This window comes from Rhizobium rhododendri, from assembly GCF_007000325.2.
In the GTDB taxonomy this organism is placed as follows: Bacteria; Pseudomonadota; Alphaproteobacteria; order Rhizobiales; family Rhizobiaceae; genus Rhizobium; species Rhizobium rhododendri.
Genome location: NZ_CP117267.1, coordinates 31,422 through 57,288, shown reverse-complemented (window position 1 = coordinate 57,288; position 25,867 = coordinate 31,422). Strand labels below are relative to the sequence as shown.

The following is a 25,867-nucleotide window of genomic DNA, read 5'->3' as shown; positions in this document are numbered from 1 at the left end:
GTTACGATTTAGCCACCTTGAAACGGGTTTATCAGAACTAGATCAAGCCCCTCGAAGTCTTTCGTGTTGCGCGTCGCCAGCGTCGCGCCATGCGAGAGGCAGATCGCGGCGATCATGGCGTCCTTGGTTTCGATGGAGCGTCCTGCATTTTTTCTTGCGGCACTGATAGTTGCATAAAGGTGCGCCGCACCCAGTGAAAAATCGAGAATACGTCCGGAGAATGCAGCTTCAATGCGATCAAAAGTCGATGCCAGTTGTTGGCGCCGCTTGCCTTCAGGTAGCAGCGCTATGCCGTACCGAACTTCTCCGACAGTAATCGTCGTCAGGAAAATCCGCTCGATCGCATAGTCATCCAGCCAGGCCAAGATCCCTTCGCTGTGCGTTCGCCCCTCCAACTCGGAAATCACGTTCGTGTCGAGGACGATCATCCGTCGAACCGGGGCGGCTCACGATCCGGTTGATGGCGGAAAGCTGAAATAGCTTCGATGTCGGCGTCGTCGAAACGCTCTTCGCCAAGTATAGCTCGCAAACGCCCACCGGCGGAGGTACCGGTATCGTCGGGAGTTGGCAATGCTCGTTGCAGTTGGTCGATGGCTTCTTCGGAAATGCTGCGTCCGTTGCGGCGAGCAATTTCCTCAAGCCTCATCTTCAAGGCTTGGTCTACGCCACGCAGCAGTAAGTTACCCATAGGCGCCTCCCTGATATCTCCCGTATCATAGAGGACGCTGCCAAGAGTTTCAATCTGGGCTTCAGCCCGCCTTGGTCTTGGCGGCCTTGGTGAACTTCTTGATGACCATTTCGCGCTTCAGTCGCGAGATGTGGTCGATGAAGAGGACGCCGTTCAGGTGGTCGATCTCGTGCTGCAGGCAGGTCGCGAGCAGGCCGTCGGCCTTGACGGTCTGCTTGACGCCTTCGACATCGAAATACTCGACCGTCACCTCTGCCGGGCGCTCGACTTCGGCGTAGTAGTCGGGGATGGAGAGACAGCCCTCCTCATAGACCGACCGCTCTTCCGACGACGCGACAATCTCGGGGTTAATGAACACCAGCGGCGTCTTCTCCTCTCCCTCGCGCGAAAGGTCGATGACCAGCATGCGCCGGTCGACACCCATTTGCACAGCAGCAAGGCCAATGCCCGGCGCGTCGTACATCGTGTCCAGCATATCGGTTGCCAGCCGCTTGGTCTCGGCGTCGAAGCGTTCGAACGGCTTCGAGACTACGCGCAGCAGCGGATCGGGGAGAATGATAAGAGGCTTGATCGTCATAAAGTCTCCCATAGCCCATCTTTGTTTGGGAGGGAATTATGAACATGGCCGCAAAACGGGTTTTTTGCGGCCATGTTTGATGGCCGCTCAGGCCGCGCGACGTTTCTCGCCCTGGATGTTGCCATTGCGGATATCGGCCTGCGTCTTGAAGCCGCTGAGAAGGGCGACGAGAGTATTCGCCTCATTGCGCAGATGCCGTGTCTCGGCGGATGTACGTTCGACCATCGCTGCGTTCTGCTGGGTTATCGTATCCATGTTGCGCACGGCGGCACTGACCTCGGCGACGCCGATTGCCTGATCCTTGGCAGCAGCGGCAATATCGCCGACAAACTTGTTGACGCCGTCGATCCGGCTGATCATGTCCGCAAGGGCGACGCCGGTGTTCGAAACGATGGTGACACCGGCGTTGACCTGGGTTGAGCTCTGCGAGATCAGATCCTTGATCTCCTTGGCGGCACTGGCAGAGCGCTGCGCCAGCTGCCGTACCTCCTGCGCCACCACGGCAAAGCCCTTTCCGGCATCGCCGGCCCGGGCTGCCTCGACGCCAGCGTTGAGCGCCAGAAGGTTGGTCTGGAAGGCGATCTCGTCGATGACGCCGATGATCTTCGAGATTTCGGTGGAGGATTTCTCGATCTCAGCCATGGCGGCAACGGCGCTGTTGACCAGATCGCCCGAGCTTTTCGCCTGCTGCTGGGTTTCGCCTACGGCAACGGAGGCCCTGGCCGCATTGGATGCCGTCTGGCCGACGCTGACAGCCAGCTGCTGCAGTGCTGCAGAACTCTGCTCGACGCCGGCGGCCTGCTGCGCCGTGCGCATGGAAAGGTCATCCGTCGCCTTCGACATAAGGTCCGTACCGCTCAACACCCCTTCGGACGTGGCGCGAACACCACCGATGGAATGGCGGAGAGCCGCTACCGCGTTGTTGTAGTCGCTGGCCATCTTCTGAAAGGCGCCCGGGAGGTTTTCCGGCAATACCGCCTCGAAGTCGCCCTTGGACAGAGATTCGAGGCCGCGGCTCAAATGCTCCATGGCTATGCGCTGATCGGCCTCGGCGCGGGTTCGATCCTGCTCCAGGACCTGGCGTTTCTCGTCCAGTTCGGCGAGGTAGACGGAGATCGCGTAGTCGATGTCGAGGAAAGTCGCCTTGACGACGGCCGCCAGCTTGTTCGACAGGCCCCGGGCGTGGCGTTTGCCGAAGCGCGACGGCCAGTGCTTCTCCATGATGCCATGCATCAGTTCCGTCAGCACCAGGGCGTAGCCGCCGATGTACCAGCTGGGATCGAGGCCGATGCGCGCATGGGTCTTGCCGACAGCAGTTACGCCAGCCACGTAGTTGGAATCGAATTGTCCATTCGACAGATGTCCCCAGTGGCTTTCCTGGCGCGCCTTGGCGCCGTCCATGTGGGCTTTGTCTCGGAAGAAATGGGAAATAGCGGGTGTCCGGCCCATCTTCGCATAAAGCTTGTCGAGCGCGCCGCCGAGGAGCTCCGAAAGCGTCGGGCGCATTTCGCGCAGGGTCTCGCGGGTGGCGTCGTCGATCTCGATGAAGTCCAGGCGTTGTCTGAGGGTGGATGTGTCGGGCGCAGCTTTCATCTTGATCTCGGTCTGAATGAGGCTTCCGCACGCCAAGCGTGCAGGTTAAAGGCAATCTGCCAGACTTGACCGATTTGCATTGACCATCCGTTAACTTTGTTACCCAGATTTCGCCCGGTATAGACAGTTTACATTGTTCACGTTTTGATCTGGCTTTTACCCTGACTGGCGTTATAGTCCGGCGATCTCCAACTATCGCCAGGATGCCATGACGATCTCCCTTTTTGGTTCCGACTTCCAGACGGTGCAGTTGCTGTACAGCGCGGTCGGCCTGCTCGTTCTTGTCATCGTGATCCTGCTGGTCCGCAGTGCCGGGAGAAGGCAGAGCGACGACGAGATGGATTTTCGCGCAGCAGAGGCGGAGCAGCGGATGGCGGAGATGCTGCGGCTTCAGGCCGAGATGCAGGGCCGTCTGGCGACGATGACCGAGGTGTTTGGCAGTCGCCAGGCGGAGTTCAACCACGCCGTCAACCAGCGTCTCGACGGGATGTCGCACCGGGTGACCAGCACGCTCAACGAACAGACGAAATCGACGCATGAAAACCTGCAGAAACTGCAGGAGCGGCTCGGCGTCATCGATGCCGCACAGACCAATATCCAGTCGCTTGCAAAGGATGTCGTCGGGCTGCAGGCGATCCTGTCCAACAAGCAGACGCGCGGCGCCTTCGGCCAGGCACGGATGGAGACCATAGTTGCCGACGGCCTGCCGTTCGGCGCCTATGCCTTCCAGCACACGCTGTCGAACGGGTCGCGGCCCGATTGCATCATCCATATGCCAAACGGACTGCCGCCGCTGGTGGTCGATGCAAAATTCCCGCTGGAAGCCTGGAACGCCATCCGCGCGGCCTCCAGCCCGGAAATGGTACGCATCGCCGGCCAACAGTTTCGCCGCGACATGGAAGTCCACATCCGCGATATCTCCGAGAAATATCTGATCCAGGGCGAGACCCAGGACACTGCCTTTCTCTTCGTACCATCGGAATCGATCTTTGCCGAGATTCACGAAAAGTTCGAGGGTGTTATCCAGAAAGCGCACCGCGCGCAGATCGTCATCGTCTCTCCGTCCCTGCTGATGCTATCGATCCAGGTGATCCAGTCTGTCCTGAAGGATCAGCGGATGCGTGAGCAGGCGCATCTCATCCAGGGCGAAGTGGCGCTGCTGATGGCCGATCTCGGTCGTCTCGATGAGCGTGTCACCAAACTCCAGGGACATTTCTCCGCTGCCCAGAAGGATGTCGAGATGATCGCCACGTCCTCCTCGAAGCTTGCGAGGCGCGGCCAGAAGATCGAGGCGCTGGACCTGACAGAGCACTCCGAGGCGGTACGCGAGCCGGCAGAACCATCACGCGGTGTCGAAAGCCGTACTGGACTTCTGAAGCTGAGGGTGGTTGACGAGGACTAAGCGCTTCGGCAGTGTCGCGCCGACATTCCAGCAGAGCAGGCATTCCCATGATCACAGTATTCGGCTCCATCAACATGGACCTCGTTGCAACCACGGACCGGCTGCCGAAGCCCGGGGAAACCGTTGCCGGCAACGGCTTTGCAACGGCTGCCGGCGGCAAGGGTGCAAACCAGGCGCTGGCCGCCCGGCGCGCCGGAGCAACGGTGCGCATGGCCGGAGCTGTCGGCACCGATGGCTTCGCCGAACCTGCGCTGGCGCTGCTGGCAGAAGCCAGCACCGATCTCGGCGCGGTAAAGCATGTCGAGGGCCCAACCGGGACAGCACTCATCCTCGTCGGCGGCGACGGTGAAAACGTCATTGTCGTGGTGCCCGCCGCGAATGGTGCCGTCACCGCCGAAGACGCCACTGCTGCGGTGGCCGGACTGAAGGCCGGCGATATCCTCATGCTGCAGCTCGAGGTGCCCGGGAATGCGGTGGAGGCGGCGCTAGGCGCTGCCAAGGCCGCCGGCGTCCAGACCATCCTCAACCTCGCGCCGCTAACATCAGATGCCAAGCGGCTTGGCCGGCTGGCCGACATCGTCATCGCCAACGAAACCGAATTCGAGCTTCTGGCAGGCCAGGACGGAATGACGGCTGCCGACCGTGAAGCGGCAATGACCCGACTGCATGGGGAAACCGGGCAGACGCTCATCGTCACACTCGGCGGCGACGGTGTGGTTGCCATAAGGGACGGCGTACTGTCGCGCGCCAAGGGCCTCGTTATCGAGCCCATCGACACGGTCGGTGCCGGCGACACGTTCTGCGGATATTTCGCCGCGAGCCTCGATCAGGGCCTGGATTTCGAGGCCGCACTCCGTCGCGCCGCCGTCGCCGGCTCCCTCGCCTGCCTTTCAGCCGGAGCTCAGCCATCGATACCCCTAGCCGAAGCGGTCGCCGCAAGGCTCTGATCGGTGTCTCACGGATAATCTGGTGTAGTTCTGCCCGGAATGTACGGCAAACTTAGCAGTGCTATAAAAAGCGGGAATTGACTGAAATAACAAAGGCCGCCGGGACAATCCGGCGGCCTTAAACCCTGTTCCGAATTCTCAGATCCGCGCAAAGCGCTCCGTAAGCAGCGCAAAAAATCCATCGGCGTCGACGGATCGCATGAACCGGGCGTTGCGCTTGCGATCTGTCACGTGCCACCAGTCGACGACCATCATGCCGATTGTGAGCTCCGAGTTGACCTCGATCTCGACATTGCAGGTGCGGCCGTCGAAAAGCTCTGGCTTCAGCAGGTAGGCAATGACGGTCGGATCGTGCAGCGGGCCGCCGTCTGAGCCGTATTTCTCGATATCGAAGCGCTCGAAGAACTCCAGCATCTCGGCCATGGCCTTCGCCGGCGGGGTGCCGATGTCGGCGATCTTGCGGACCCTGTCCTTGCGGGTCAGCAGCTGATGGGTGACATCGAGCGGCATGATGACCACCGGTACGCCCGACTGCATGACGATGTCGGCCGCCTCGGGATCAACGAAGATATTGAACTCGGCGGCCGGCGTAATGTTGCCGCCCTCAAAGAAGCCGCCGCCCATCATCACCAATTCCTGAACGCGCCCGACGATTTCCGGCGCCTTGCGGAACGCCGTGGCGATATTGGTGAGCGGGCCGAGGGTGCAAAGCGTCACCGTGCCCGCGGGCTCGCGCAACAGTGTCTCGATGATGAAGTCGACGCTGTGTTGCGGCTGCAGCGCCATCGTCGGCTCGGCAAGCTCCGGACCATCCAGCCCCGTCTTGCCGTGCACGTGCTCCGCAGTCACCAGCGGCCGGGCAATCGGCCGGTCGCAACCGGCAAAAACCTTGATATCGCGGCGATCGCAAAGCTCGCAGACGATCCGCGCATTGCGGCTGGTCATGGGCAGCGGCACGTTGCCGGCTACGGTGGTGATACCGAGAATTTCAAGCTCGTCCGGGCTGCCGAACGCCAGCATGATGGCTGCTGCGTCGTCCTGTCCCGGATCGGTATCGATGATGATCTTCCTTGCCAAACGAGCGTCCTCTTCCCTTGTCACTGCGGCGTCACTGCGCCTGTTCCACCCCTTTTTGACGCCATTCGAACTGCTTTTGTCAAGCAAGTGCTGCAACCATAGCGGCATCGAATATCCCGCTGGATTCCGATTGCGTCAGGCAGCGTGCTTGCGCCGAAAGCAGGCAATGCCCATATTGCGGCCATCCGGATGCTGAGATGCAGGTCCGGCAGGGTCGCTTGACAACCAAGGACTTGTAGAGATGAGCCGTATGACGCCTTTTGCCAGCCCTCTCCTGTTGGGCTTCGACGCCATGGAAAAGACCCTCGAGCGGATTTCCAAGATCAGCGATGGATACCCACCCTATAATATCGAGCGAATGCAGGCCGAACCGGCAACTGGCGAACCGGAGCGATTGCGCATCACGCTTGCCGTTGCCGGCTTCAGCGAGGACGAACTCGAAGTCACAACGGAAGAAAACCAGCTGATCATTCGCGGCCGGCAGATCGAGCAGGAGGCACGTGACTATCTCTACCGGGGCATCGCAGCCCGGCAGTTCCAGCGCGTCTTCGTACTGGCCGAAGGGATGCATGTCCTTGGCGCGGCATTGAAAAACGGTTTGCTTTCGGTCGATCTTATCAGACCGGAACCGCCGCGTGGGGTGAAGAAAATTAACATTTCGGTCCCAGAGTAAGGCAACGGCGAATCCGAGCCGTTGGTCCCCCACGCTGGAGGAACGGGAAATGTTACTCAAAGAAGCCACCGCACGCCTCACCGAAAACGAACTCGTATCGCTCGGCAGCGGCGAAGTCGCCTATGTCCGCAAGATCCGCCAGGAGGAAGTGTCCCGTTGCTTCCCGGAAGCTCCGGACATCGATCCCACAGTTGATCTGTGGGCTCTTTTCGGCGCCGACGGCACCCCCATCCTGTTGACCGACAACCGTTCCAGCACCTTCTTCAAGGCTGCCGAAGACGAGTTGAAAACCGTCAGCCTGCACTGAGTTTGCAGCTGGTCCAGGCGGCAAAAGGCCAACGGGCTTTTTCCGCCCAACGCAAAATATAAATAAGCCGTTCGCCAAATCCGACGTGCTCTTAAAGCGGTGCGGCGGCTATAGCGGCACCGGCGGATCTCCCGCTGCAGGTATTCTGCTACCGGGCGTCAGACACCGCTCGTGCTGCCTTGACGTTATCCGCGTTATGGCCGACCCAGTCGACCAGGCCTTGGAGCGCTGGCAACAGGCTCTGCCCCATGGGGGTCAGCTCATATTCCACCCGTGGCGGCACTTCCGCGAAAATCTCCCGGATAACCAGACCGTCCCGCTCCAAGTTGCGGAGCGTGAGTGCCAACATTCTCTCGGAAATAGTGGGTATCGATCTATTTAGCTCCGAAAACCGGGCCCGCTCACCCGGCAGCATGGAGAGCGCAAGCATCACGAAAATACTCCACTTGTCTCCGACCTTTGTGAGCAGCTCACGGAAGGCGATCGGGTCTTCATGGCCGCACAGGAGCCCGGGCGCCAGCTGCTTTTTCGCGATGATCTTCGCCATACTTACTTCCCTGTTCGTAGCAGCGGTGAACGTGCGTTCTTGTGGAGAAACAGCTATCGACGTACAACTTACTTACGAAAGGTTAGCTTAGCACCGAAAGGAAGACAACCGCACTGCGGTCGTCTGGATCAGAGGTAGTACAGCTTTTCGAACGTATAAATCCAGAAGACAGGACGTCATCATGCTTGACCACATCATCCTGACCGTCAGCGACATTAAGGCTTCGTTGGCGTTTTACGAAGCCGTATTGGAGCCGCTGAACATCAGATTTTTCGTGCCCTACAAAGGTGAAAACGGCCACCCTGATCTCTGGGGTTTTGGCGACGGTCAAAGCGCTATTTTCTGGCTGAAGCAAGGGAAACCCAATCCTGACGCTATTCACTGGGGTTTCAAAGCGGTCAGCAACGCCCTTGTGGATAGATTTTATGAAGTGGCCATCGCCGCCGGCGCGCGTGACAATATCTCTCCACGGGCGCGGCTTGAGTATTATCCCGGTTATTACGCCGCCGACGTCATCGATCCTGATGGCTATTCGTTCGAAGTTGTCCACAAGAGCTGATCCCGCCACTGCGGCATGCGGTTGTGCGTGCGGTGCCAGGTGCCGAGTTTGATTGCGCTGCTTGGAGCTGCGGATTGTCGGCATGAAAGGTTAAGGCGGTGGTCAAACCCGCTTAAACGTCAGATAGGCCGAGGAGCGGCCTTCGCGTTTGGCTTTGGCTTCGTAGCGCGTGCCGGGCCAGCCGTCATAAGGTGTGAGCCAGTCGGCGGCGTTTTTCGCCGTCCATTCGAAGCCGCCATGGGCCTTACAGTGCTGCAGCGTCCAGTTGATGTATGTGTCGATGTCGGATGCGAAGCAGAATATTGCGCCGGGCTTCAGGACTCGGTGAAAGCGGGCGAGATTGACCGCGGAGACGAAGCGGCGTTTCCAGTGGCGTGTTTTCGGCCAAGGATCCGGATAGAGCAGGTCGATCTGGTCGAGACAGGCGTCCGGCAGCCAATCGAGCAACTGCGTGGCATCGTCGTTGTAGACGCGGATGTTCTGCACACCCGCTTCCTCGACATGGGCAAGCAGCTTCTGCATCGAATTGACGAAGGGCTCGACACCGATGAAACCGGTCGTCGGGTTTTCCTTGGCCCGGTGGATCAGGTGCTCGCCGCCGCCGAATCCGATTTCGAGCCGCAGTCGTTCAACCTGAACTGGAAACAGCGCCTGGAGAGAAGCAGGCGCAGGCGTGTCGAGATCAACCATGAAGGCGGGCAGTAGGGTTTCCAGCCGCCCTGCCTGCTGGCCACGCAGGGGCTTGCCCTTGCGCCGACCGTAGAAGGCTTCCGTTGCCCGCGATCGGCGCTCGGTATCGTTCATGACATTCAGGCCTTGATGGCTTCCTTGAGCGGCTTCACGAGGTCGAGCTTCTCCCAGGAGAAGGAACCGTCGCGACCGGCCTTGCGGCCAAAGTGGCCATAGGCGGAGGTCTTGGCGTAGATCGGCTTGTTGAGGTCCAGATGGCGGCGGATACCGGTCGGCGACAGGTCCATCACCTTACGGATGGCAGCTTCGACCTGATCCTCGGTGTACTTGCCGGTCTGGTGCAGATCGACATAGATCGACAGCGGCTGGGCAATGCCGATCGCATAGGCGATCTGGATGGTGCAGCGGTCGGAGAGACCGGCGGCAACGACGTTCTTGGCGAGATAGCGGGCTGCATAGGCAGCAGAGCGGTCGACCTTGGTGGTGTCCTTGCCGGAGAAGGCGCCGCCGCCGTGCGGAGCAGCACCGCCGTAGGTGTCGACGATGATCTTGCGGCCTGTCAGGCCGGCGTCGCCATCGGGACCGCCGATGACGAACTTGCCGGTTGGATTGATGTACCAGGCGCAATCGGCAGCGACCGGCAGGTCGCCGAATGCTTCCATGATGTAGGGCTCGACGACCGAGCGGACCTTCTTCGAGTCCCAGCTTTCGTCGAGATGCTGGGTCGACAGAACGATCGAGGTGACTTCTGCAGGCTTGCCGTCGACGTAGCGGACGGTGACCTGGCTCTTTGCATCCGGGCCGAGCTTGCCGGCTTCGCCTTCATGCTTCTTGCGGGCGGTGGCAAGCAGCTGCAGGATCAGGTGCGAATAGTAGATCGGTGCCGGCATAAGGTCCGGCGTTTCGCGGCAGGCGTAACCAAACATGATGCCCTGGTCGCCAGCGCCTTCATCGCCCTGCTTGTCGGACGCGTTGTCGACGCCTTGCGCGATGTCGGCCGACTGCGAGTGCAGCAGGACATCGATCTTCGCCGTCTTCCAGTGAAAGCCTTCCTGCTCGTAGCCGATATCCTTGATCGCCTTGCGGGCAGCTGTCTTGAACTTGGCCGGATTGATGACGTCCTTGCCGTCCTTGTCCTTCTTCATCAGGCTCGGCGGCAGGCGGACCTCACCGGCGATAACCACCCGGTTGGTGGTCGCCAGGGTTTCGCAGGCAATGCGGACACTCCAGGGATCGATGCCGGTCTTTGCGGCTTCACGGTAGACCAGATCGACGATTTCGTCGGAGATGCGGTCACAGACCTTGTCCGGGTGACCTTCGGCAACAGACTCACTGGTAAAGAGGTAGTTGGCACGCATGCGGGAATTCCCCTCAAAGAATAAAGCTGGGTCTGTGTTAGTCAGTTCAAAGCCGAATGACAAGGCACAGAAGGACATGGATATATCTTTATATCCCACTTTCCGGTTAAGATTTTTGCGCCAAACATGCAAAAGGCGGCCAAAATGACCGCCTTTGCGTCTTCATGTATAGCCGGCGCTTACTCGGCGTCGGCTTCGGCAGCCAATGCCTTGACCAGTTCGACGACCTTGCGGCGAACCTTTGCATCGGAAATCTTGACGAAAGCACGATTGAGCTGCAGGCCTTCCGAGGACGACAGGAAGTCCACGACATAGTTGGAGCTCGAGGCTTCAGCCATGCCGCTGGCGGACGTCGAGTGATCGCCCGGTGCGTCTTCAAAGAAGAACGAGACCGGCACGTTGAGGATGCTGGAAATATTCTGAAGACGACTGGCGCCAACGCGGTTGGTGCCCTTTTCGTACTTCTGGATTTGCTGGAACGTGATGCCGAGGCTTTCGCCAAGTTTTTCCTGGCTCATGCCCAGCATGGTGCGACGGAGACGGATCCTGCTACCGACATGGATGTCGATTGGATTCGGCTTCTTCTTATTTTCGATCATTATAATGCCCTAACTAGCTCTGGTTGAATCGGCTTCTTCGCCCCCACTACCCCCGACCATGCTTATATAACGCCACGTTGCAGAGCTATATTCGCTTGATCGCCATCTTACGTACAGATTAGCGTCCTGGACCACTATGCATTTTTAGGGGTTTTAGGTCAATTCAGGGCTGAAATAAAACCCATGCGTGAAATCACTGCAATCAGGCCCATGCACGCAAGTGCCAACCAAAAGTACAGAACCCGCAGTTTTTCGCCTATTTTAGTTTGGTCTACGCTACCCAAGGTGGCGTCGACAAATCCCTGCTGGCCAAGATCGAGGCCGGCGACGAGACGTCCATGAGAATCGACCAGAGCAGAAATTCCGCTGTTGGCGCTGCGGATGAGCGGCAGGCCGTATTCGACGGCGCGGACACGGGCCTGCTGAAAATGCTGGTAGGGTCCGGGTGTATTGCCGAACCAGGCATCGTTGGTGACATTGACGATAGCGTCGGCCTTGGCGATATCGGGCGTCATCTCGTCGGGAAAGATGATCTCGTAGCAGAGCAACGGGTAGAGCCGGATGCTCGATGGCAGGGTCAACAGCGAGCGACGGGCGGCAGCGGAAAAACCGCCCGGCATCTCGACGATGTTGGCTATGCCGAAATTCTGGAGGATGCTCTCGAAGGGCACATACTCGCCGAACGGCACCAGGTGCACCTTGTCCGCAGCGCCGATGATCTGGCCGCGGCCATCGATCACGTAGATCGAATTGTAGTAGCGCGGCGGCGTCCCCGGCCCCATGTCCTCGGCCCGCACGGCGCCGGTGATGAGGATCTGGTCGTCGGCGAGGACATCGGCAATGCGGGTCAGGGCGTCCCGGTTGTCGGTCAGGAGAAAGGGGAGCGCCGTTTCCGGCCAGACGATGATGTCAGGCCGCTTGCCACCATCCTGCGGTGGCGCCGCTGACAACGCCAGATGCTTCTCGAAGATCGCGGTGCGATCGCCGTCAGTGTCCTGCTTGGCCTCTTGATCGATGTCGGGCTGGATGACGCGCACGACCGGCGCCTTTGCATCTGCACGGAAGGCAGACTCCGGCTGGTTTAGCGCGTAGTAGCCGTAGCCGAGATGGGCAGCGAACAGGAGAGCCGCGAGTGTAATTCCGGGGATGGCGCCGTTGCGGGTGCCTAACAGCGCCGGCGCCGCAAATACGAAGACGGACAGCACCGTCACCCCCAGCATGCCGATCATGTGGGCCGACTGCATCATCAGCGGCGTCGGCATCATGCCATAGCCGATGGCATTCCAGGGAAAGCCGGTGAAGACGAAACTGCGCAGCCATTCGATAAGCCCAAATGCGAAGGCCAGTGCCGCGATCCGTCCAAGACCGTCGGACCATACGAGCCTCGCCAGCGCGGCGGCGAGCCCGTAGAAGATCGCGAGAAATGCCGGCAGGCCGAGGATCGCCAGAGGCAGGGCCCACGCGAACTGCTCCGCATCGATCATCAGCGCATGGCCGAGCCACCAGAGGCCGGCGACGAAATAGCCGAAACCGAACAGCCAGCCGGTCACGAAAGCTGGCCACAGACGGCGGAGGATGCCGCTGCCTGGAGCGGCAGTGGCGCCGTCAAGCAGCCAGACAAGCAGGGTGAAGGAGACGAACATCGCGGCAAAAAAGCCGAAGGGCGGGAGCGCCAGCACGCCGATAGCGCCAGCACCTATGGCAAGCAGGGCACGCCTGAAACCCCAGACCAGAATGACCCTGTCCGCAAGCCATTCCATGCACGCTCTCCCTTGAAACACCACGAATCAAACCCGTTGCGCAGTGTTTCAAAAAAGGCGCGGTTTGTCCCTTGAAGGCTTACGACAGTAGCTTAGCCGGCTGCGTTGCGATTGACGGCACCGCCATCGGATGGCCCGTCGACAGCCGGATGGTCTTTGTCATTACCGGATGCCTCCACTTCACCCTTGACGGGGCGACGGCGGACCGGATGGCGCTTGCGGGTGATGCGGACGCGCTTGATGCGGCGCGGATCAGCCTCGAGGATCTGAAACTCGAACCCGGGAAGCCCCTGGACAAGCTCGCCGCGAACCGGAATGCGACCGAGCGCCGAGAAGATGAGGCCACCCAGCGTATCGACGTCGTCGACTTCCTCGCTGACATCGAAGTCTGAGCCGATAGCCCGGGCGATGTCTTCGAGTTCGACGCGGGCATCGGCGACGAAGACGTCTTCCGATACCTGCTTGAACATGACCTCTTCGTCGTCGTGCTCGTCGTCGATATCGCCAACGACCATCTCGACGATGTCCTCATGCGAGGCCAGACCGTCGGTTCCACCATATTCGTCGATGACCAACGCCATCTGGGTGCGGTTGACCTGCATGCGCCGAAGCAGGTCGGAGGCCAGCATCGACGGCGGCACGAACAGGATCTTCCTGATGATACCGGCTTCGGCAACGGTCTTGCGAAGATCGACCCGGGCGAGATCGAAGTTCGGCTTGGCGGAACGCGGTGCCTTTTCGGCCTTCTCGGCAGCAACAGCGGCGACCTGCGGATCGATTGCCGCAGCCTTGGCGCCGACCCGGCGCTTGTTGCGCGCCTGCTTGGCAACATAGGAAAGCAGGTCGCGGATGTGCACCATGCCGCGGGGATCGTCGAGCGTATCGCAATAGACGGGCATGCGCGAACGTCCGCTTTCCTCGAACAGGATCATCAGTTCCCCGATGGTCAGGCTCTGGTCGACAGCCTCGATATCGGCACGCGGCACCATGACGTCGGCAACGCGCACCTCCCGGAAGCGCAGGATATTGTGCAGCATCGCCCGTTCGTCGGCCGAAAAACCGTCATCGTCGGTGCCGTTCACCATTAGGGCGTCGGTGAGGTCCTCGCGCAGGCGCGAGCCCTGGGCCGGACGCAGCACGCGCGCCGCACGGCTCCAGAAGGTGGATTGGGATTTGTGCCCCGCCCTGCCGTTGCTACTCGCCGCCTCTTCGGAGGCTGCGTCCTGCTCTTTGGCGTCAGTGGCCGGTTTTGCTGTAAAGTCGCTCATGGTTCCAATCAGATCGGGTCTTGACCCGCATAGGGATCTGATAGGCCAAGTCTCGCCAAAATACGAGTCTCAAGGCCTTCCATCAGTTCGGCGTCTTCATCATTCATATGGTCGTAGCCAAACAGATGCAACAATCCATGCACCATCAGATGGGTGAGATGCTCGTCGACACCCTTGTCGAGATCAACCGCCTCGCGCTCCACCGTCTCGCGGGCGATGATGATATCGCCCAGCATGGGGCCGGGCATGCCGCCCGGAGCAAGCGGAAAAGCCGGGAACGACAGGACATTGGTCGGCTTGTCCTGCTTCCGCCATTCGGCGTTGATCGCCCGGATAGAGGCATCGTCGGTGAAAACCAACGAGAGTTCGGGCTCCATCGATGGAAAAGGCTGATGGACCTCCGTCTGCAGAAAATCTGCGGCATTGCCGAGCACGCGCTCGGCCATTGCCTGAAGTGTTTCCTCGGAGGGCCAGCGGCCCTCCTCGATGCTGATCTGTATGTCCAGTCGGGTCATGGCGTCATGCCGGCATCAGCTCTGCCGATCGGCCTCTTCGCTTTCGGGCGTCGCGTACATCGTATCGTAGGCGCGCACGATGCGGCCGACCAGCGGATGGCGGACGATGTCGGTGTCCTTGAAGCGGATCACCGAAATGCCCTCGACGCCGGTCAACAGCTGCAAAGCCTCGACCAGTCCGGATTTGACGCCGCGCGGCAGATCGATCTGGCTCGGGTCGCCGGTGACGATCATCCGCGAGTTTTCGCCGAGACGGGTAAGGAACATCTTCATCTGCATCGAGGTCGTATTCTGCGCCTCGTCGAGGATGACGGCGGAGTTGGCCAGCGTACGGCCGCGCATGAAGGCGAGCGGCGCGATTTCGATGACACCGGCGATGATCGCCCGCTCGACCTTGTCGCCCGGCATCATGTCGTAGAGCGCGTCATAGAGCGGCCGCAGATAGGGATCGACCTTCTCTTTCATGTCGCCGGGCAGGAAGCCCAGCCGTTCGCCAGCTTCCACAGCCGGGCGCGACAGGATGATCTTTTCGACCGCGCCGCGTTCCAGCAGCTGGCAGGCCTGCGCCACGGCAAGATAGGTCTTGCCCGTACCGGCCGGGCCGCAGCCGAATACCAGTTCCGAGCGTTCGAGTGCGCGGAGATAGGCATCCTGCGTCGGCGTGCGCGCGACGATGGTCTTCTTGCGGGTCGAAACCTGGGCCATGGTCAGCTTGGCCTTGCGCTCCATGGTCGGCAGGATCAGCTGGTCATCGGCCGCCAGCGCCATGCGGATGGCGCCCTCGACATCGGACGGCTCGACGCTGCCACCCTTCTGCAATTTTTCGTAGAGGTAATCGAGAGTGCGCCGGGCCTGGTTGGTGGCCAGCACATCGCCGGTGATGACGACGGAGTTGCCGCGAGCGCGGACGTTGATCTTCAGCCGCTCCTCGAGCAGCTTCAGGTTCTGCTCGAACTGACCGAACAGCTCGCTGGCGAACCTGTTGTTTTCGAAAGTCAGAACGAAGTGATTGGCGTCGGTCGCGGCAGGGGACTGGCGCGGAGTAGAGGAAACCAATTCTTGTGCGTTCAAGCGGTCAAGCTCCTTTGCCAATCTCGGACCTACACCTGCTCTGCAAAGAGACTGTTGGTGCTTGTCCCGGTGATTCGTACATTGATAATGTCACCGATTTGCGATGCCTTTGCATCAACATTCACCGATTGCAGCCACGGAGAGCGACCTATCAACTGTCCTGGCATGCGACCGGGCTTTTCGAGCAACACATCGACCACGCGGCCGACGCAGGCTTCGGCAAATTCCTGCTGCTGGCGCATCAGAAGCGCCTGCAACCGTTCCAGCCGTTCAGCCTTGATCTCTTCGGGCACCTGATCCTTCAAGTCCGCGCCGGGGGTGCCGGGACGCGTCGAATATTTGAACGAGTAGGCCTGTGCATAGCGCACGGCCTTGACGAGGGTGAGCGTATCCTCAAAATCCTCGTCTGTCTCCCCCGGAAAGCCGACGATGAAATCTCCGGACAGGGCAATATCCGGGCGCGCGGCCCGGATGCGCTCGACCAGGGCCAGGTAGTCGGCCGTGGTGTGGCGGCGGTTCATCGCTTTTAGGATGCGGTTGGAGCCTGCCTGCACCGGCAGATGCAGATAGGGCATCAGCATGCGCAGGTCGCGGTGGGCATTGATCAGCCTGTCATCCATGTCGCGCGGATGACTTGTGGTATAGCGCAGCCGCGCCAGACCCGGAATATCGGCAAGCCGATACAGCAGGTCGCCAAGGCTCCATTCCTCGCCATCCGGTCCCTTGCCGTGCCAGGCGTTGACGTTCTGGCCGAGCAGCGTCACTTCGCGCACGCCACCAGCGACCAGTTTCTCCGCCTCGTCGACGATCTGCGACACCGGCCGGGAAACCTCGGAACCGCGCGTGTAAGGCACGACACAGAAGGTGCAGAACTTGTCGCAGCCTTCCTGCACCGTCAGGAACGCCGTGACGCCACGGGCGCGGATTTTGGCGCTTTCGGCCATCGGCAGATGCAGGAACTTGTCTTCGATGGCATATTCCGTATCGACGACGCGCTGGCCTTGCTTGGCGCGACGTAGCGCCTCAGGCAGGCGATGATAGGTCTGCGGACCGATCACCACATCGACGGCGGGCGCCCGACGCAGGATTTCCTCGCCCTCGGCCTGGGCAACGCAGCCGGTGACGCCGATCATCATCTCGCGACCGTCTGCAGCCTTGCGCTTTTTCATGTCGCGAAGCCGGCCGAGCGCCGAATAGACCTTTTCGGCCGCCTTCTCGCGGATATGGCAGGTGTTGAGGAGGACGAGGTCGGCCTCTTCCATGTCGTCGGTCGGCTCGTAGCCGTCCTTGGCCAGCGCGTCGCTCATCCGGGTGGAGTCGTAGACGTTCATCTGGCAGCCGTAGGTCTTGATGAAGACCTTGCGGCTGTTGCTGCCATCACGGGGTTCCGGGGCGATCAGAAGGGCGCTGTCCTGGGTCATGGCGGCTATCTAGTGGTTTTTTGACGGTGTGAAAAGACAATCTTGAGTATCAGGTCTTGTGGCGACCGAGCAGCAGGCCCGAAAGCAGGGCACGAATGCGCTCGGTGACTTCCGCTGCGACCTGCTTGCGGTTGCTGTCGGCGCGATAATCGACCGTCTCGCCGAAATGCACGTCGACATCGATTGCGCCGCAGGCAAGCACGCCCTTCAGCGACGGCAGCATCTCGATGTCTCCCGGCCATGTGGCAACGGGCCGGTGATAACGCCCCATCGGCATGCCGTGGATGCCTGTATAAGCGACCGCGACCGGCTGGACGTGCACCACGCCTTCGGGTGCGGCCGGAAGTGCGGCGGCCGCCGCCCCGAACAGCGAGGACTTCACCTCCAGCAGGCGGTTGCCGTCCGACGTTGTGCCTTCCGGAAACAGAACGACGATCTCGCCGCCGGCCATGCGCTCGGCAATCTCGTTCACCTGCTCGCCCGTCTTGCGCTTCTGCTCGCGGACGACGAAGATCGTCTTCTGCAATCGCGCGAAAAGTCCGAAGATCGGCCAGTCGCGCACCTCGATCTTCGCAATAAAGGCGACATCGGCAACTGCCGACAGCACCAGGATATCCAGCCAGGACGAATGGTTCGATGCCAGCATCAGTGGCCTCCGACGATCCGGCACGCCATGAACGCGGATGTGCAGCCCGAAGGCATAGCAGACGAGGCGGTGCCAGAGGCGCGGCAGGTAGCGGCGCAGCCTCCAGTCAAAATAGAGGCAGACACATTGCAGCGGCAGCAGGAAAACGCTGGCGAGCACCACCAGCAACAGACCGAAGGCAAGGCGAAGCCGGTGGATCAAGGCCGTGCCTCATCAAGTGTTTTCGGATGCGTACCTACCACCTCACCGCAAAGCTGCGGTTTCCGAATGCATAAGCTTCGTCCGGCCCTGTCGCAGACATCAGGCACTCAGTGCTCGTCCTTCTTGATCGGCACGCCATAAAGCTCGAGCCGGTGGCCTACCAGGCGAAAGCCGTGCTCGCGCGCTATACGTTCCTGCAGGGCCTCGATTTCCGGCGAATGGAACTCGACGACGTCGCCGGTCTTCAGGTCGATCAGGTGGTCGTGGTGCTCTTCCGGAACCGTCTCGTAGCGCGAACGGCCGTCTCGAAAATCGTGGCGGGTGATAATGCCGGCGTCCTCGAACAGCTTTACCGTGCGGTAGACCGTCGAGATGGAGATTTTCGAATCGATCTTCACCGAACGGCGATGCAGTTCCTCCACATCGGGATGATCCTCGGCATCCGCAATGATTCGAGCGATGACGCGCCGCTGCTCGGTCATGCGCATGCCGCGTTCGGCACAGAGCTCCTCGAGCGATTTGGCAATATCTGTCATCGATGTCGTCTTCTGGCCCGTGGATCCGACCCTAGGGACTAGCGAAGATCGCGGCGCATGACAAGCGCCGTCGATTTTGTACCGGATGCATCCGTGTAATAGGCCTTACGCTCGCCAACCGTGGCGAAGCCCAGCTTGCGGTAGAGCCCGACTGCCGCAACATTGCCAGCATCGACCTCCAGAAACATGCTTTCACCGCCGCGCCGGTGCGCCTCGCGCATCGCCGCCTGCATCAACCGCCAGCCGAGACCGGCGCGACCGAGCTTCGGCTGCACCGCAACCGTGAGGATCTCCGCCTCGTCGGCGACATGGCGAGCCAGCACGAAACCGCAAAGTGCCGGCTTGCCGTTGGTCTGGCGGGCGACAAAGCCGAACACCGGCTCCTGCGACAGCAGGCTGTGGAATTCGCCTGTGCCCCAGGCTTTCGGAAAGCGGGCGCTGTGCAGCGCGGATACGTCGGCGCAATCGCGCGAGACCATGGCAACGATCTCGTAATCCGGCTTGCTTCTAAGGAATGACGGCAGCATCGCCTATTGCCTCGCGACGGCAAAGCCGAGCTGCGGCTTGGCATCGGGGCCGCGCAGATAAAGCGGCTTCGGCTTCTCGCCGACAAGCATTTTTGCACCCAGCCGCGCAACATGCGAGATCGGAAAGGCATTGCCAGCCGCGTCTGCCGGCGCATCCTCCGCCGTGGAGCTCAAAAGCGGCACGGCCGAGCCGGCCAACAGGCCATCGAACTCGGCGGCCAGCGCTCGAGCATCCTGCACTAGCACCGCCGCAGACTCGCTAAGAGGCATTCCGTCGGCACCGAATGTCTGCAGGTAGACTTCGCCCCGCTTGGCGTCCATTGCCACCAGCATCGGCCGGCCCGCAGCCTTCGGGCGATGGGCAGCCGCGATCACCTCGAGTGTCGTGACGCCGACAGCCGGGATGCCGAGCGCAAGGGCAAAGCCACGGGCCGCAGCGACGCCGACCCGGATGCCGGTGAAGGAGCCGGGACCGACAGTCACCGCGATCCGCTCGACTGCATCGAGCTTCAGGCCAGCCTTGTCGAGCACACGATCGACCAGCGCGATGAGATGCTCGGCATGGCCCTTACCGATGGTTTCGGTAATTTCGGCGAGCACGCGGTCGCCGTCGCTGTCATAGACGGCGGCGGCGCAATCGATGCCTGCGGTATCCAGCGCCAGTACGATCATTTTCGACGTTTCCGGAAAATCCCGATCAGACCGCTTCGACTTCCAGCACTTCGGGCACGAAATGGTGGAGGAGGTTCTGGACGCCGTGCTTCAGCGTGGCGGTGGACGAAGGGCAGCCGGCGCATGAGCCTTTCATGTTGAGAAAGACGGTGCCATCCCGGAAGCCGCGGAAAGTGATGTCGCCCCCATCCTGGGCGACGGCCGGACGGACACGGGTCTCCAGCAGTTCCTTGATCGTCAAGACGATGGACTCATCGCCCTCGGCGAAGAACTCGCCATCGGCATCCGTGACTTCCGACAATGCCGAGGACGTGCCCATGACGGGCTTGCCGGACATGAAATGCTCCATGATCGAGCCGAGGATAGCTGGCTTCAGATGCTGCCATTCCTGATCATCCTTGGAGACGCTGATGAAATCATAGCCGAAATAGACGCCGGTGACTCCGGGCACGGTGAACAGGCGGGCCGCGAGTGGCGAAACCTGCGCGTCGGCGGCGCTGCGGAACTCCGCCGTGCCATTTTCCATGACAACCTTGCCAGGCAGGAATTTCAGCGTTGCGGGGTTCGGCGTGGACTCGGTCTGAATGAACATCGTCATCTCCATGACGGCGGCATGAGCCTGTCCGTCGTTTAGAACTCTTCAAAAGAAAATAGGCCTTTTCGGCCAACCAATCAAGACCGCCACACTCAACAAATCGGCAACGGGATCAGCAAAGAGCGTCGATTTCCTCGTTTGTCAGCGAATCCGGCAGCACCGTGACCGGGATCGGGAAGGCTGCGGAGCGACCGGCGACGGACGATACCAGCGGCCCCGGACCTTCCTTGTTCGATCCCGCTGCCAGAACAAGAATGGCGACGTCGCGGTCCTCGTCGATCACTGCATTCAGCTGTTCCGCAACATCGCCCTCGCGGATGACCGTTTCGGGCTCGATGCCGATGGTTTCCCGCACAAGCTGGGCAGCCTTGGCGACAACAGCTTCGGCCTCCTCGCGCGCTTCCGCGCGCATGATTTCCTCGACCCCCAGCCACTGCTGGAAATCACCATCGGGAATGACGTAGAGCAGCAGCAGACCGCCATTGGAATTCTTCGCCCGCCGGCCAGCGTAGTGCACCGCACGCTGGCATTCCGGAGTGCCGTCGATCACCGCCATGAACTTGCGGCGATGGCCTTCTAGCCGTGAAAGTCGCTGTGATACCATGGCCGGACTCTGACACGTGATGGCCGATTTTTGCAAGCCCCCGTCTTCTCCTTCTCCCCAGCAGGGAGAAGGAGACTGGACACGTGACCTAGGAGATGAAGCCGACGATATCGCGGACCTGCTGCATGGTGACTTCGGCCCGGGCCCGGGCCCTTGCTCCACCATCGCGCAGCACGGCATCGATATGACCGGGGTCGGCCATCAGCCGGCGCATTTCGCCGGTGATCGGCGCCAGGGTAGCAACCGCGACATCGACCAGCGCCGGCTTGAAAACCGAGAACTGCTGGCCGCCGAATTCGGCGAGGACCTCCGCCTTGGTCTTGTCGGCAAGTGCTGCGTAGATGCCGACGAGATTGTCGGCTTCCGGGCGCCCGGCAAGTCCGGCGATCTCGCTCGGCAAGCCATCCGGATCGGTCTTCGCCTTGCGGATCTTCTTGGAGATGGTCTCCTCGTCGTCCATCAGGTTGATGCGCGACAGGTCCGATGGATCCGACTTCGACATCTTCTTGGAGCCATCCTTCAGCGACATGACACGCGGCGCAGGGCCATCGATCAGCGGTTCCACCAGCGGGAAGAAGGCATGCACCGGCTGTTCGCCAACGACGATATCAAGCCCGGTGCCAGCGCGGCGGATGTGCTCGGCGTAGTCGATGTTGAACTTCATGGCGATGTCGCGGGCAAGCTCCAGATGCTGCTTCTGGTCATCGCCGACGGGCACATGCGTGCCGCGATAGACGAGAATATCGGCCGCCATCAGGCTTGGATAGGCGTAGAGCCCGAGCGAGGCATTTTCACGATCCTTGCCAGCCTTGTCCTTGAACTGCGTCATGCGGTTCATCCAGCCGATGCGGGCAACGCAATTGAAGATCCAGGCGAGTTCGGCGTGCTGGGGCACGGACGACTGGGCGAAGACGATATGCTTTTCGGGGTCGATGCCGGCAGCGAGAAAAGCTGCGGTAATCGAGCGGATCTGGCCAGGCATGTCGTCGTGGACGAGTTGCGCAGTCAATGCGTGCATGTCGACGACGCAGTAGATGCAGTCGTTATTGTCCTGCAGCGCTACGAATTTCTTGATGGCGCCGAGATAATTACCGAGATGCAGGTTGCCGGTCGGCTGGACGCCGGAAAATACGAGTTTCTTGAATTCGGTCATGTCGTCCTCAATAGGCTTGTGGAAGGCCCCAGGGCTTTTCCGCCCATGTTGCAACATCGCGGCTTATGCACGGCGACAACCTGCCGAGCAAGAGGGATCTCAGGCAGAATGCTCGATCAGATCCCAGCGGTTGCCATAGGGATCGGCAAACACCGCGACCGTGCCATAGATTTCGCGCCGGGGCGCCTCCAGGAAGGTGACGCCCTTGTCCAGCATGGTGGCGTGATCGCGGGCGAAATCGCTGGTCTTCAGGAAAAAGCCGACGCGACCGCCGGTTTGGTTGCCGATTGCCGCACGCTGATCTTCACCCTCCGCCCTCGCCAGCAGCAACGCTGCCCCATCCTTGCCCGGAGGCCGCACCACGACCCAGCGCTTGCCATCGTCCTGCACCTCATCCTGCTGGCAATCAAATCCAAGCGCGTCGCAATAAAATGCCTTTGCAGCATCGTAATCGTCGACAACGAGGGTGACGAGAAAGACGGATCGGTCGGACATGTCGGGCTCTCTGTTATCTGGACGATGGTGTCGTGGGTTACTTAGGGCGGACGCCCACCGTCGAGTTAGGCAAAGGGTCGTCGGGATATCGACGGCCACCATACTTTACGGGCGTTGTCGGCGGAACTAAAGGAAGCATATGCCGAACATTCAAATCGATCGCGTCCATATTTCGGATGCTGAAGACCTCATCGAGGCAAACAGGAAGAGCAGAGCTTTTCATGCGCCCTGGATTGCTCCATTCACGGATATGGATGGCTTCGACGCGTGGTACGCCAGGACGATAACCGGACCCAACCTCGGCTTCGTCGCACGCGAGCGAGCAAGCGGTTCCATCGTCGGCGTGGTGAATATCAGCGAGATTGTTTGGGGCGCGTTCCGAAGCGGATACCTCAGCTATTACGGCATTTCCGGGCTTTCGCGGAAAGGCTTCATGACCGAGGCGGTCGATAGCGTCTGCAAACACGCTTTCGCGGAAATTGGTTTGCATCGGCTGGAAGCAAACATCCAGCCGGATAATGTTGCGTCACTGGCCCTGGTGCGGCGAGCCGGATTTCAGCGCGAAGGCTTTTCCGAAAGATACCTCAAGATCGCCGGCGAATGGCGCGACCATGAGCGGTGGGCGAGGCTATCCAGCTAGAGGGCACCGCACCATTGCAGTGCGGCGCCCCGAGTTTGCCTTAGCCAGCAGACACGCCGTCGAGGGCCCTGAGGACATCTTCGGTAAGCTGAAGGTCGGCAGCAGCCAGATTTTCCTTGAGATGCCCGACGGACGAGGTGCCAGGAATGAGCAGGATGTTGGGAGAGCGGCGGAGGAGCCAGGCAAGGGCAACCTGCATCGGCGTGGCGCCAAGGCTCGCAGCGACGCTGTCGAGAGCCGAGGACTGCAGCGGGCTGAAACCACCAAGCGGAAAGAACGGCACATAGGCGATGCCGTCGCGGGCGAGATCGTCGATCAGCGCGTCGTCGCTGCGGTGGGCGAGATTGTACATGTTCTGGATGCAGACGATGTCTGCGATACGCCGGCCTTCGGCAATCTGCGTCGGGGTGGCATTGCTGAGCCCGATGTGGCGTACGAGGCCCTGGCGCTGCAGGTCGGCCAATACGGTCATGGGCGCCTCGAGCGAGCCTTCGGCCGGCCCATGGGCGCTGAACATCAGGCGCAGGTTGACGACATCGAGCACATCGAGGCCAAGGTTGCGCAGATTGTCGTGCACGGCCTCGGTCAACTCGGCAGCAGAGAAGGCCGGGTTCCACGATGCGTCCGAGCCACGCTTGGCACCGATCTTGGTGACGATCACCAGATCGTCGGCATAGGGGTGAAGCGCCTCGCGGATCAATTGGTTGGTGATATGCGGACCGTAGAAGTCGCTGGTGTCGATGTGATCGACCCCGGCCTCGACAGCGGCGCGGAGCACAGCGATGGCGGCGTCACGATCACGGGGCGGCCCGAACACGCCGGGTCCGGCAAGCTGCATGGCGCCGTAGCCCATGCGTTTGACGCTGTGACTGCCGAGAGTGAATGTGTCTGGCTGATGGGTAGCGGACATGGCTTTCTCCTGTGAAGCAGGAGGTAGAAATAGGGCTCGCTGCCCCATCTGGAAATAACCGCAATCCGCACAGGCTGTGCGGCATCGTGAACAATGACGGCGCCCGCCCCCATGGCATGATGGAGTACCGAGCGCTGCACGAAAGCGGCAACATCAGCGTATCTGCAGGCTCACCCAATAGAGCATCAGCATGCTGAGGAGTGTCAGCGAGACCTGTTTAAACCGTCTTACCCTTTTTGTGCGGACACCTGTCCAATCGTACTGCATCAAGCAGCCCTCTCCTTATCGCGTCCTCAGCAATCATTGCCATGGAGCGCGGCAGCAGCGAGCCGCATCCTCGCCTGAGCTTGGTATATTACGAAACTTGCGTATAGCATTTGTACCGCTTTCAGCTTCGTGCAACGCCTATGAAGACTGAGACGGGGCGGCACGTTTACGCACGACCATCATCAGGTTTTCCTTGGGACGCAGCGTGACTTTCATGATGGCCTTCTTATCTGCCGCACCATGATTGCCGAGCCTCAGCGCTGGCAAGAGTACAGCGAGGATAGCGACGGCCTCCATGACGGCGAAAGCATTGCCGATACAGACCCGTGGCCCTGCCCCGAACGGCATGTAGGCGTAACGGTGGCGGGCCTTGGCGGCATCCGGGGCAAACCGAGCGGGATCGAATGTCTCGGGATCGGACCAGAGCGACGGATGACGATGGAGTGCGTAGATCGGCACGTAGATATCCGCACCTGCCGGGATCCTGAATTCGCCCAGTGCGAACTCACGCAAGGCCGTCCGGGTGATGATGGGAGCCGGCGGATAGAGCCGCATGGCCTCCGAGAAGACTTGCCTGGTGTAGCCGAGCCTCGCGACGTGTTCCGGGCGCAGCGGGCCTCCCCCGGTCACCGTTGCGATTTCCGCGAGGACAGCGGCCTCATATTCCGGGTGCTTTGCCAGGAGATGGAGTGTCCAGGCAAGGCCCAGCGCCGTCGTCTCGTGTCCAGCCGTAATGAAGGTCATGAGGTTATCAACGATTTCGCCGTCGCTCATGCTACGGCCGCTTTCCGGATCGGAGGCGGAGAGCAGCATCGATACGAGGTCGTAACGGGCATCGGGCGCAACCCGGCGCTCGGCGATGACCCTGGCGAGGCTCGAGCGCAAAAACGCCACTGCATCCCGCGCCTTGCCGCGACCGGGAAAGGGAACCCATTCCGGAGCGCCGAGCATGGCGAGTGCGAATGTCCAACCGCTAGGTTTCAGGTAGTCGGTGATCCCCTGCTCGACCCGCGCCACGTCGATTCCATGGCCGCCCGACATCATGGTCTCGACGATAATGTCGAAGGTGGTGCGCATCATTTCGTGGCCGATATCGACGGTGCTGCCCTCGGCTGCCAGAAGCCGGTCCCGGGTGGTTTCCGCCGCTGCGATCATGGCGGGTTGCAGTTCGACAAGCCGATCATGGCGAAATGCGCCGGCGACTGCCTGTCGCTGCCATTTCCAGTGCGACCCGTCGGCAGTGAGAAGCCCTTCGCCGAGGGCCGGACCCAGCGCCCTGCGCACATTCTCGCCCTTGCTCAGCGCATCCGCATTGCCAACGAGAGCTTCGTGAATGAGGACGGGATCGGTGAGATAGACATGAGTCTTGCCGGCGCGCTTGGCGAAAACCACGCGTTCCGTGAACACTTGCGGGGGCAAGGCCTGCAGCGGATTTCTGATCACCGCGACAATTGCTGCGGCGGTGGACCGGCGGGGAATAAACGGCAAGTTGGACGATGAGGGCACTGCGGTTGCGGCTTGCATGCCTGGCTCCTTGTTCGAACGCAGAAACTGCGATAGCGTCTACCT

The 25,867-nt window shown here is 60.8% G+C and carries 30 protein-coding genes; 6 read left to right on the top strand and 24 right to left on the bottom strand.

Going from position 1 to position 25,867, the window contains the following annotated elements:
- Positions 1–8 precede the first annotated feature (8 nt).
- The 4 genes from PR018_RS00300 to PR018_RS00285 all read right to left on the bottom strand — a co-directional run bounded on the left by PR018_RS00300 (position 9) and on the right by PR018_RS00285 (position 2,858).
- On the bottom strand, positions 9–428 hold the full coding sequence (locus PR018_RS00300; RefSeq protein WP_142823885.1) for a type II toxin-antitoxin system VapC family toxin: 420 nt from the start codon (positions 426–428) through the stop codon (positions 9–11).
- Complete coding sequence (locus tag PR018_RS00295; RefSeq protein ID WP_142823884.1) at positions 425–688, bottom strand: FitA-like ribbon-helix-helix domain-containing protein; 264 nt, start codon at positions 686–688, stop codon at positions 425–427. The genes PR018_RS00300 and PR018_RS00295 overlap by 4 nt, the downstream gene beginning before the upstream one ends.
- Before the next feature lie 61 nt (positions 689–749).
- Positions 750–1,265 carry a peptide deformylase gene (def, locus tag PR018_RS00290; RefSeq protein WP_142823883.1) on the bottom strand — a complete coding sequence of 172 codons (516 nt, stop codon included), beginning with the start codon at positions 1,263–1,265 and terminating at the stop codon, positions 750–752.
- Positions 1,266–1,352: 87 nt separating this feature from the next.
- On the bottom strand, positions 1,353–2,858 hold the full coding sequence (locus PR018_RS00285; RefSeq protein ID WP_142823882.1) for a globin-coupled sensor protein: 1,506 nt from the start codon (positions 2,856–2,858) through the stop codon (positions 1,353–1,355).
- Between the two features lie 208 nt (positions 2,859–3,066).
- On the opposite strand from PR018_RS00285, the gene PR018_RS00280 reads away from it, so the two are divergent.
- Positions 3,067–4,260 (top strand): DNA recombination protein RmuC, encoded by a 1,194-nt coding sequence (locus PR018_RS00280; RefSeq protein ID WP_142823881.1) that lies wholly within the window; start codon positions 3,067–3,069, stop codon positions 4,258–4,260.
- A gap of 47 nt (positions 4,261–4,307) precedes the next feature.
- Positions 4,308–5,207 carry a ribokinase gene (locus tag PR018_RS00275; protein WP_142823880.1) on the top strand — a complete coding sequence of 300 codons (900 nt, stop codon included), beginning with the start codon at positions 4,308–4,310 and terminating at the stop codon, positions 5,205–5,207.
- A gap of 138 nt (positions 5,208–5,345) precedes the next feature.
- Here the strand turns inward: PR018_RS00275 and PR018_RS00270 are convergent, their stop codons facing one another.
- Positions 5,346–6,284 (bottom strand): nucleoside hydrolase, encoded by a 939-nt coding sequence (locus tag PR018_RS00270; RefSeq protein ID WP_224128598.1) that lies wholly within the window; start codon positions 6,282–6,284, stop codon positions 5,346–5,348.
- 241 nt (positions 6,285–6,525) lie between these two features.
- Here PR018_RS00270 and PR018_RS00265 point away from each other — a divergent pair, with 241 nt between their 5' ends.
- The gene (locus PR018_RS00265; protein ID WP_142823878.1) at positions 6,526–6,957 is read left to right on the top strand and encodes an Hsp20 family protein; all 432 of its coding nucleotides are present in this window, start codon (positions 6,526–6,528) and stop codon (positions 6,955–6,957) included.
- A gap of 49 nt (positions 6,958–7,006) precedes the next feature.
- A complete protein-coding gene (locus tag PR018_RS00260) occupies positions 7,007–7,264 on the top strand; it encodes a BQ00720 family protein (protein WP_142823877.1) in 258 nt (85 codons plus the stop codon).
- Between the two features lie 148 nt (positions 7,265–7,412).
- Here PR018_RS00260 and PR018_RS00255 read toward each other — a convergent pair whose 3' ends face one another.
- Positions 7,413–7,811 (bottom strand): winged helix-turn-helix transcriptional regulator, encoded by a 399-nt coding sequence (locus tag PR018_RS00255; protein WP_142823876.1) that lies wholly within the window; start codon positions 7,809–7,811, stop codon positions 7,413–7,415.
- A 181-nt stretch (positions 7,812–7,992) separates the two neighbouring features.
- On the opposite strand from PR018_RS00255, the gene PR018_RS00250 reads away from it, so the two are divergent.
- The gene (locus PR018_RS00250; protein WP_142829115.1) at positions 7,993–8,370 is read left to right on the top strand and encodes a VOC family protein; all 378 of its coding nucleotides are present in this window, start codon (positions 7,993–7,995) and stop codon (positions 8,368–8,370) included.
- Between the two features lie 102 nt (positions 8,371–8,472).
- On the opposite strand, the gene trmB is transcribed toward PR018_RS00250, so the two are convergent.
- From trmB to PR018_RS00170, 16 genes are all read right to left on the bottom strand, one after another.
- Positions 8,473–9,174 (bottom strand): tRNA (guanosine(46)-N7)-methyltransferase TrmB, encoded by a 702-nt coding sequence (gene trmB, locus PR018_RS00245; protein ID WP_142823875.1) that lies wholly within the window; start codon positions 9,172–9,174, stop codon positions 8,473–8,475.
- 5 nt (positions 9,175–9,179) lie between these two features.
- Positions 9,180–10,418: a methionine adenosyltransferase gene (metK, locus tag PR018_RS00240; protein WP_142823874.1), complete on the bottom strand. Its 1,239-nt coding sequence runs from the start codon at positions 10,416–10,418 to the stop codon at positions 9,180–9,182.
- Positions 10,419–10,597: 179 nt separating this feature from the next.
- Positions 10,598–11,017: a helix-turn-helix domain-containing protein gene (locus PR018_RS00235; protein ID WP_111216473.1), complete on the bottom strand. Its 420-nt coding sequence runs from the start codon at positions 11,015–11,017 to the stop codon at positions 10,598–10,600.
- 158 nt (positions 11,018–11,175) lie between these two features.
- Positions 11,176–12,777 (bottom strand): apolipoprotein N-acyltransferase, encoded by a 1,602-nt coding sequence (lnt, locus tag PR018_RS00230; protein ID WP_142823873.1) that lies wholly within the window; start codon positions 12,775–12,777, stop codon positions 11,176–11,178.
- A 92-nt stretch (positions 12,778–12,869) separates the two neighbouring features.
- Positions 12,870–14,045, bottom strand: a complete 1,176-nt coding sequence (locus PR018_RS00225) for a hemolysin family protein (RefSeq protein ID WP_142823872.1) — start codon at positions 14,043–14,045, stop codon at positions 12,870–12,872.
- Positions 14,046–14,053: 8 nt separating this feature from the next.
- Entirely contained in the window at positions 14,054–14,560 is a 507-nt protein-coding gene (gene ybeY, locus PR018_RS00220) for an rRNA maturation RNase YbeY (RefSeq protein ID WP_142823871.1), read from the bottom strand.
- 15 nt (positions 14,561–14,575) lie between these two features.
- Positions 14,576–15,631, bottom strand: a complete 1,056-nt coding sequence (locus tag PR018_RS00215; protein WP_142823870.1) for a PhoH family protein — start codon at positions 15,629–15,631, stop codon at positions 14,576–14,578.
- A 29-nt stretch (positions 15,632–15,660) separates the two neighbouring features.
- Positions 15,661–17,052 carry a tRNA (N6-isopentenyl adenosine(37)-C2)-methylthiotransferase MiaB gene (gene miaB, locus PR018_RS00210; RefSeq protein ID WP_142823869.1) on the bottom strand — a complete coding sequence of 464 codons (1,392 nt, stop codon included), beginning with the start codon at positions 17,050–17,052 and terminating at the stop codon, positions 15,661–15,663.
- Between the two features lie 49 nt (positions 17,053–17,101).
- A complete protein-coding gene (gene olsA, locus PR018_RS00205; RefSeq protein WP_142823868.1) occupies positions 17,102–17,899 on the bottom strand; it encodes a lyso-ornithine lipid O-acyltransferase in 798 nt (265 codons plus the stop codon).
- A 107-nt stretch (positions 17,900–18,006) separates the two neighbouring features.
- Entirely contained in the window at positions 18,007–18,435 is a 429-nt protein-coding gene (locus PR018_RS00200) for a Fur family transcriptional regulator (protein ID WP_111216460.1), read from the bottom strand.
- A gap of 38 nt (positions 18,436–18,473) precedes the next feature.
- Positions 18,474–18,962 carry a GNAT family N-acetyltransferase gene (locus PR018_RS00195; protein ID WP_142823867.1) on the bottom strand — a complete coding sequence of 163 codons (489 nt, stop codon included), beginning with the start codon at positions 18,960–18,962 and terminating at the stop codon, positions 18,474–18,476.
- 3 nt (positions 18,963–18,965) lie between these two features.
- Positions 18,966–19,634, bottom strand: coding sequence for a tRNA (adenosine(37)-N6)-threonylcarbamoyltransferase complex dimerization subunit type 1 TsaB (gene tsaB / locus PR018_RS00190; RefSeq protein ID WP_142823866.1), 669 nt, complete (start codon positions 19,632–19,634; stop codon positions 18,966–18,968).
- Positions 19,635–19,659: 25 nt separating this feature from the next.
- Positions 19,660–20,226, bottom strand: a complete 567-nt coding sequence (locus PR018_RS00185; RefSeq protein WP_142823865.1) for a NifU family protein — start codon at positions 20,224–20,226, stop codon at positions 19,660–19,662.
- A 115-nt stretch (positions 20,227–20,341) separates the two neighbouring features.
- Positions 20,342–20,833 (bottom strand): universal stress protein, encoded by a 492-nt coding sequence (locus tag PR018_RS00180; protein ID WP_111216455.1) that lies wholly within the window; start codon positions 20,831–20,833, stop codon positions 20,342–20,344.
- A gap of 88 nt (positions 20,834–20,921) precedes the next feature.
- The gene (gene trpS, locus PR018_RS00175; RefSeq protein WP_142823864.1) at positions 20,922–21,986 is read right to left on the bottom strand and encodes a tryptophan--tRNA ligase; all 1,065 of its coding nucleotides are present in this window, start codon (positions 21,984–21,986) and stop codon (positions 20,922–20,924) included.
- A 99-nt stretch (positions 21,987–22,085) separates the two neighbouring features.
- A complete protein-coding gene (locus PR018_RS00170) occupies positions 22,086–22,481 on the bottom strand; it encodes a VOC family protein (RefSeq protein WP_142823863.1) in 396 nt (131 codons plus the stop codon).
- 139 nt (positions 22,482–22,620) lie between these two features.
- Between PR018_RS00170 and PR018_RS00165 the strand changes: the two genes are divergently transcribed.
- The gene (locus tag PR018_RS00165) at positions 22,621–23,121 is read left to right on the top strand and encodes a GNAT family N-acetyltransferase (protein WP_142823862.1); all 501 of its coding nucleotides are present in this window, start codon (positions 22,621–22,623) and stop codon (positions 23,119–23,121) included.
- A gap of 40 nt (positions 23,122–23,161) precedes the next feature.
- Here the strand turns inward: PR018_RS00165 and PR018_RS00160 are convergent, their stop codons facing one another.
- Positions 23,162–24,031 carry an aldo/keto reductase family oxidoreductase gene (locus PR018_RS00160; RefSeq protein ID WP_142823861.1) on the bottom strand — a complete coding sequence of 290 codons (870 nt, stop codon included), beginning with the start codon at positions 24,029–24,031 and terminating at the stop codon, positions 23,162–23,164.
- A 405-nt stretch (positions 24,032–24,436) separates the two neighbouring features.
- Positions 24,437–25,822, bottom strand: a complete 1,386-nt coding sequence (locus PR018_RS00155) for a cytochrome P450 (RefSeq protein WP_142823860.1) — start codon at positions 25,820–25,822, stop codon at positions 24,437–24,439.
- Positions 25,823–25,867 lie beyond the last annotated feature (45 nt).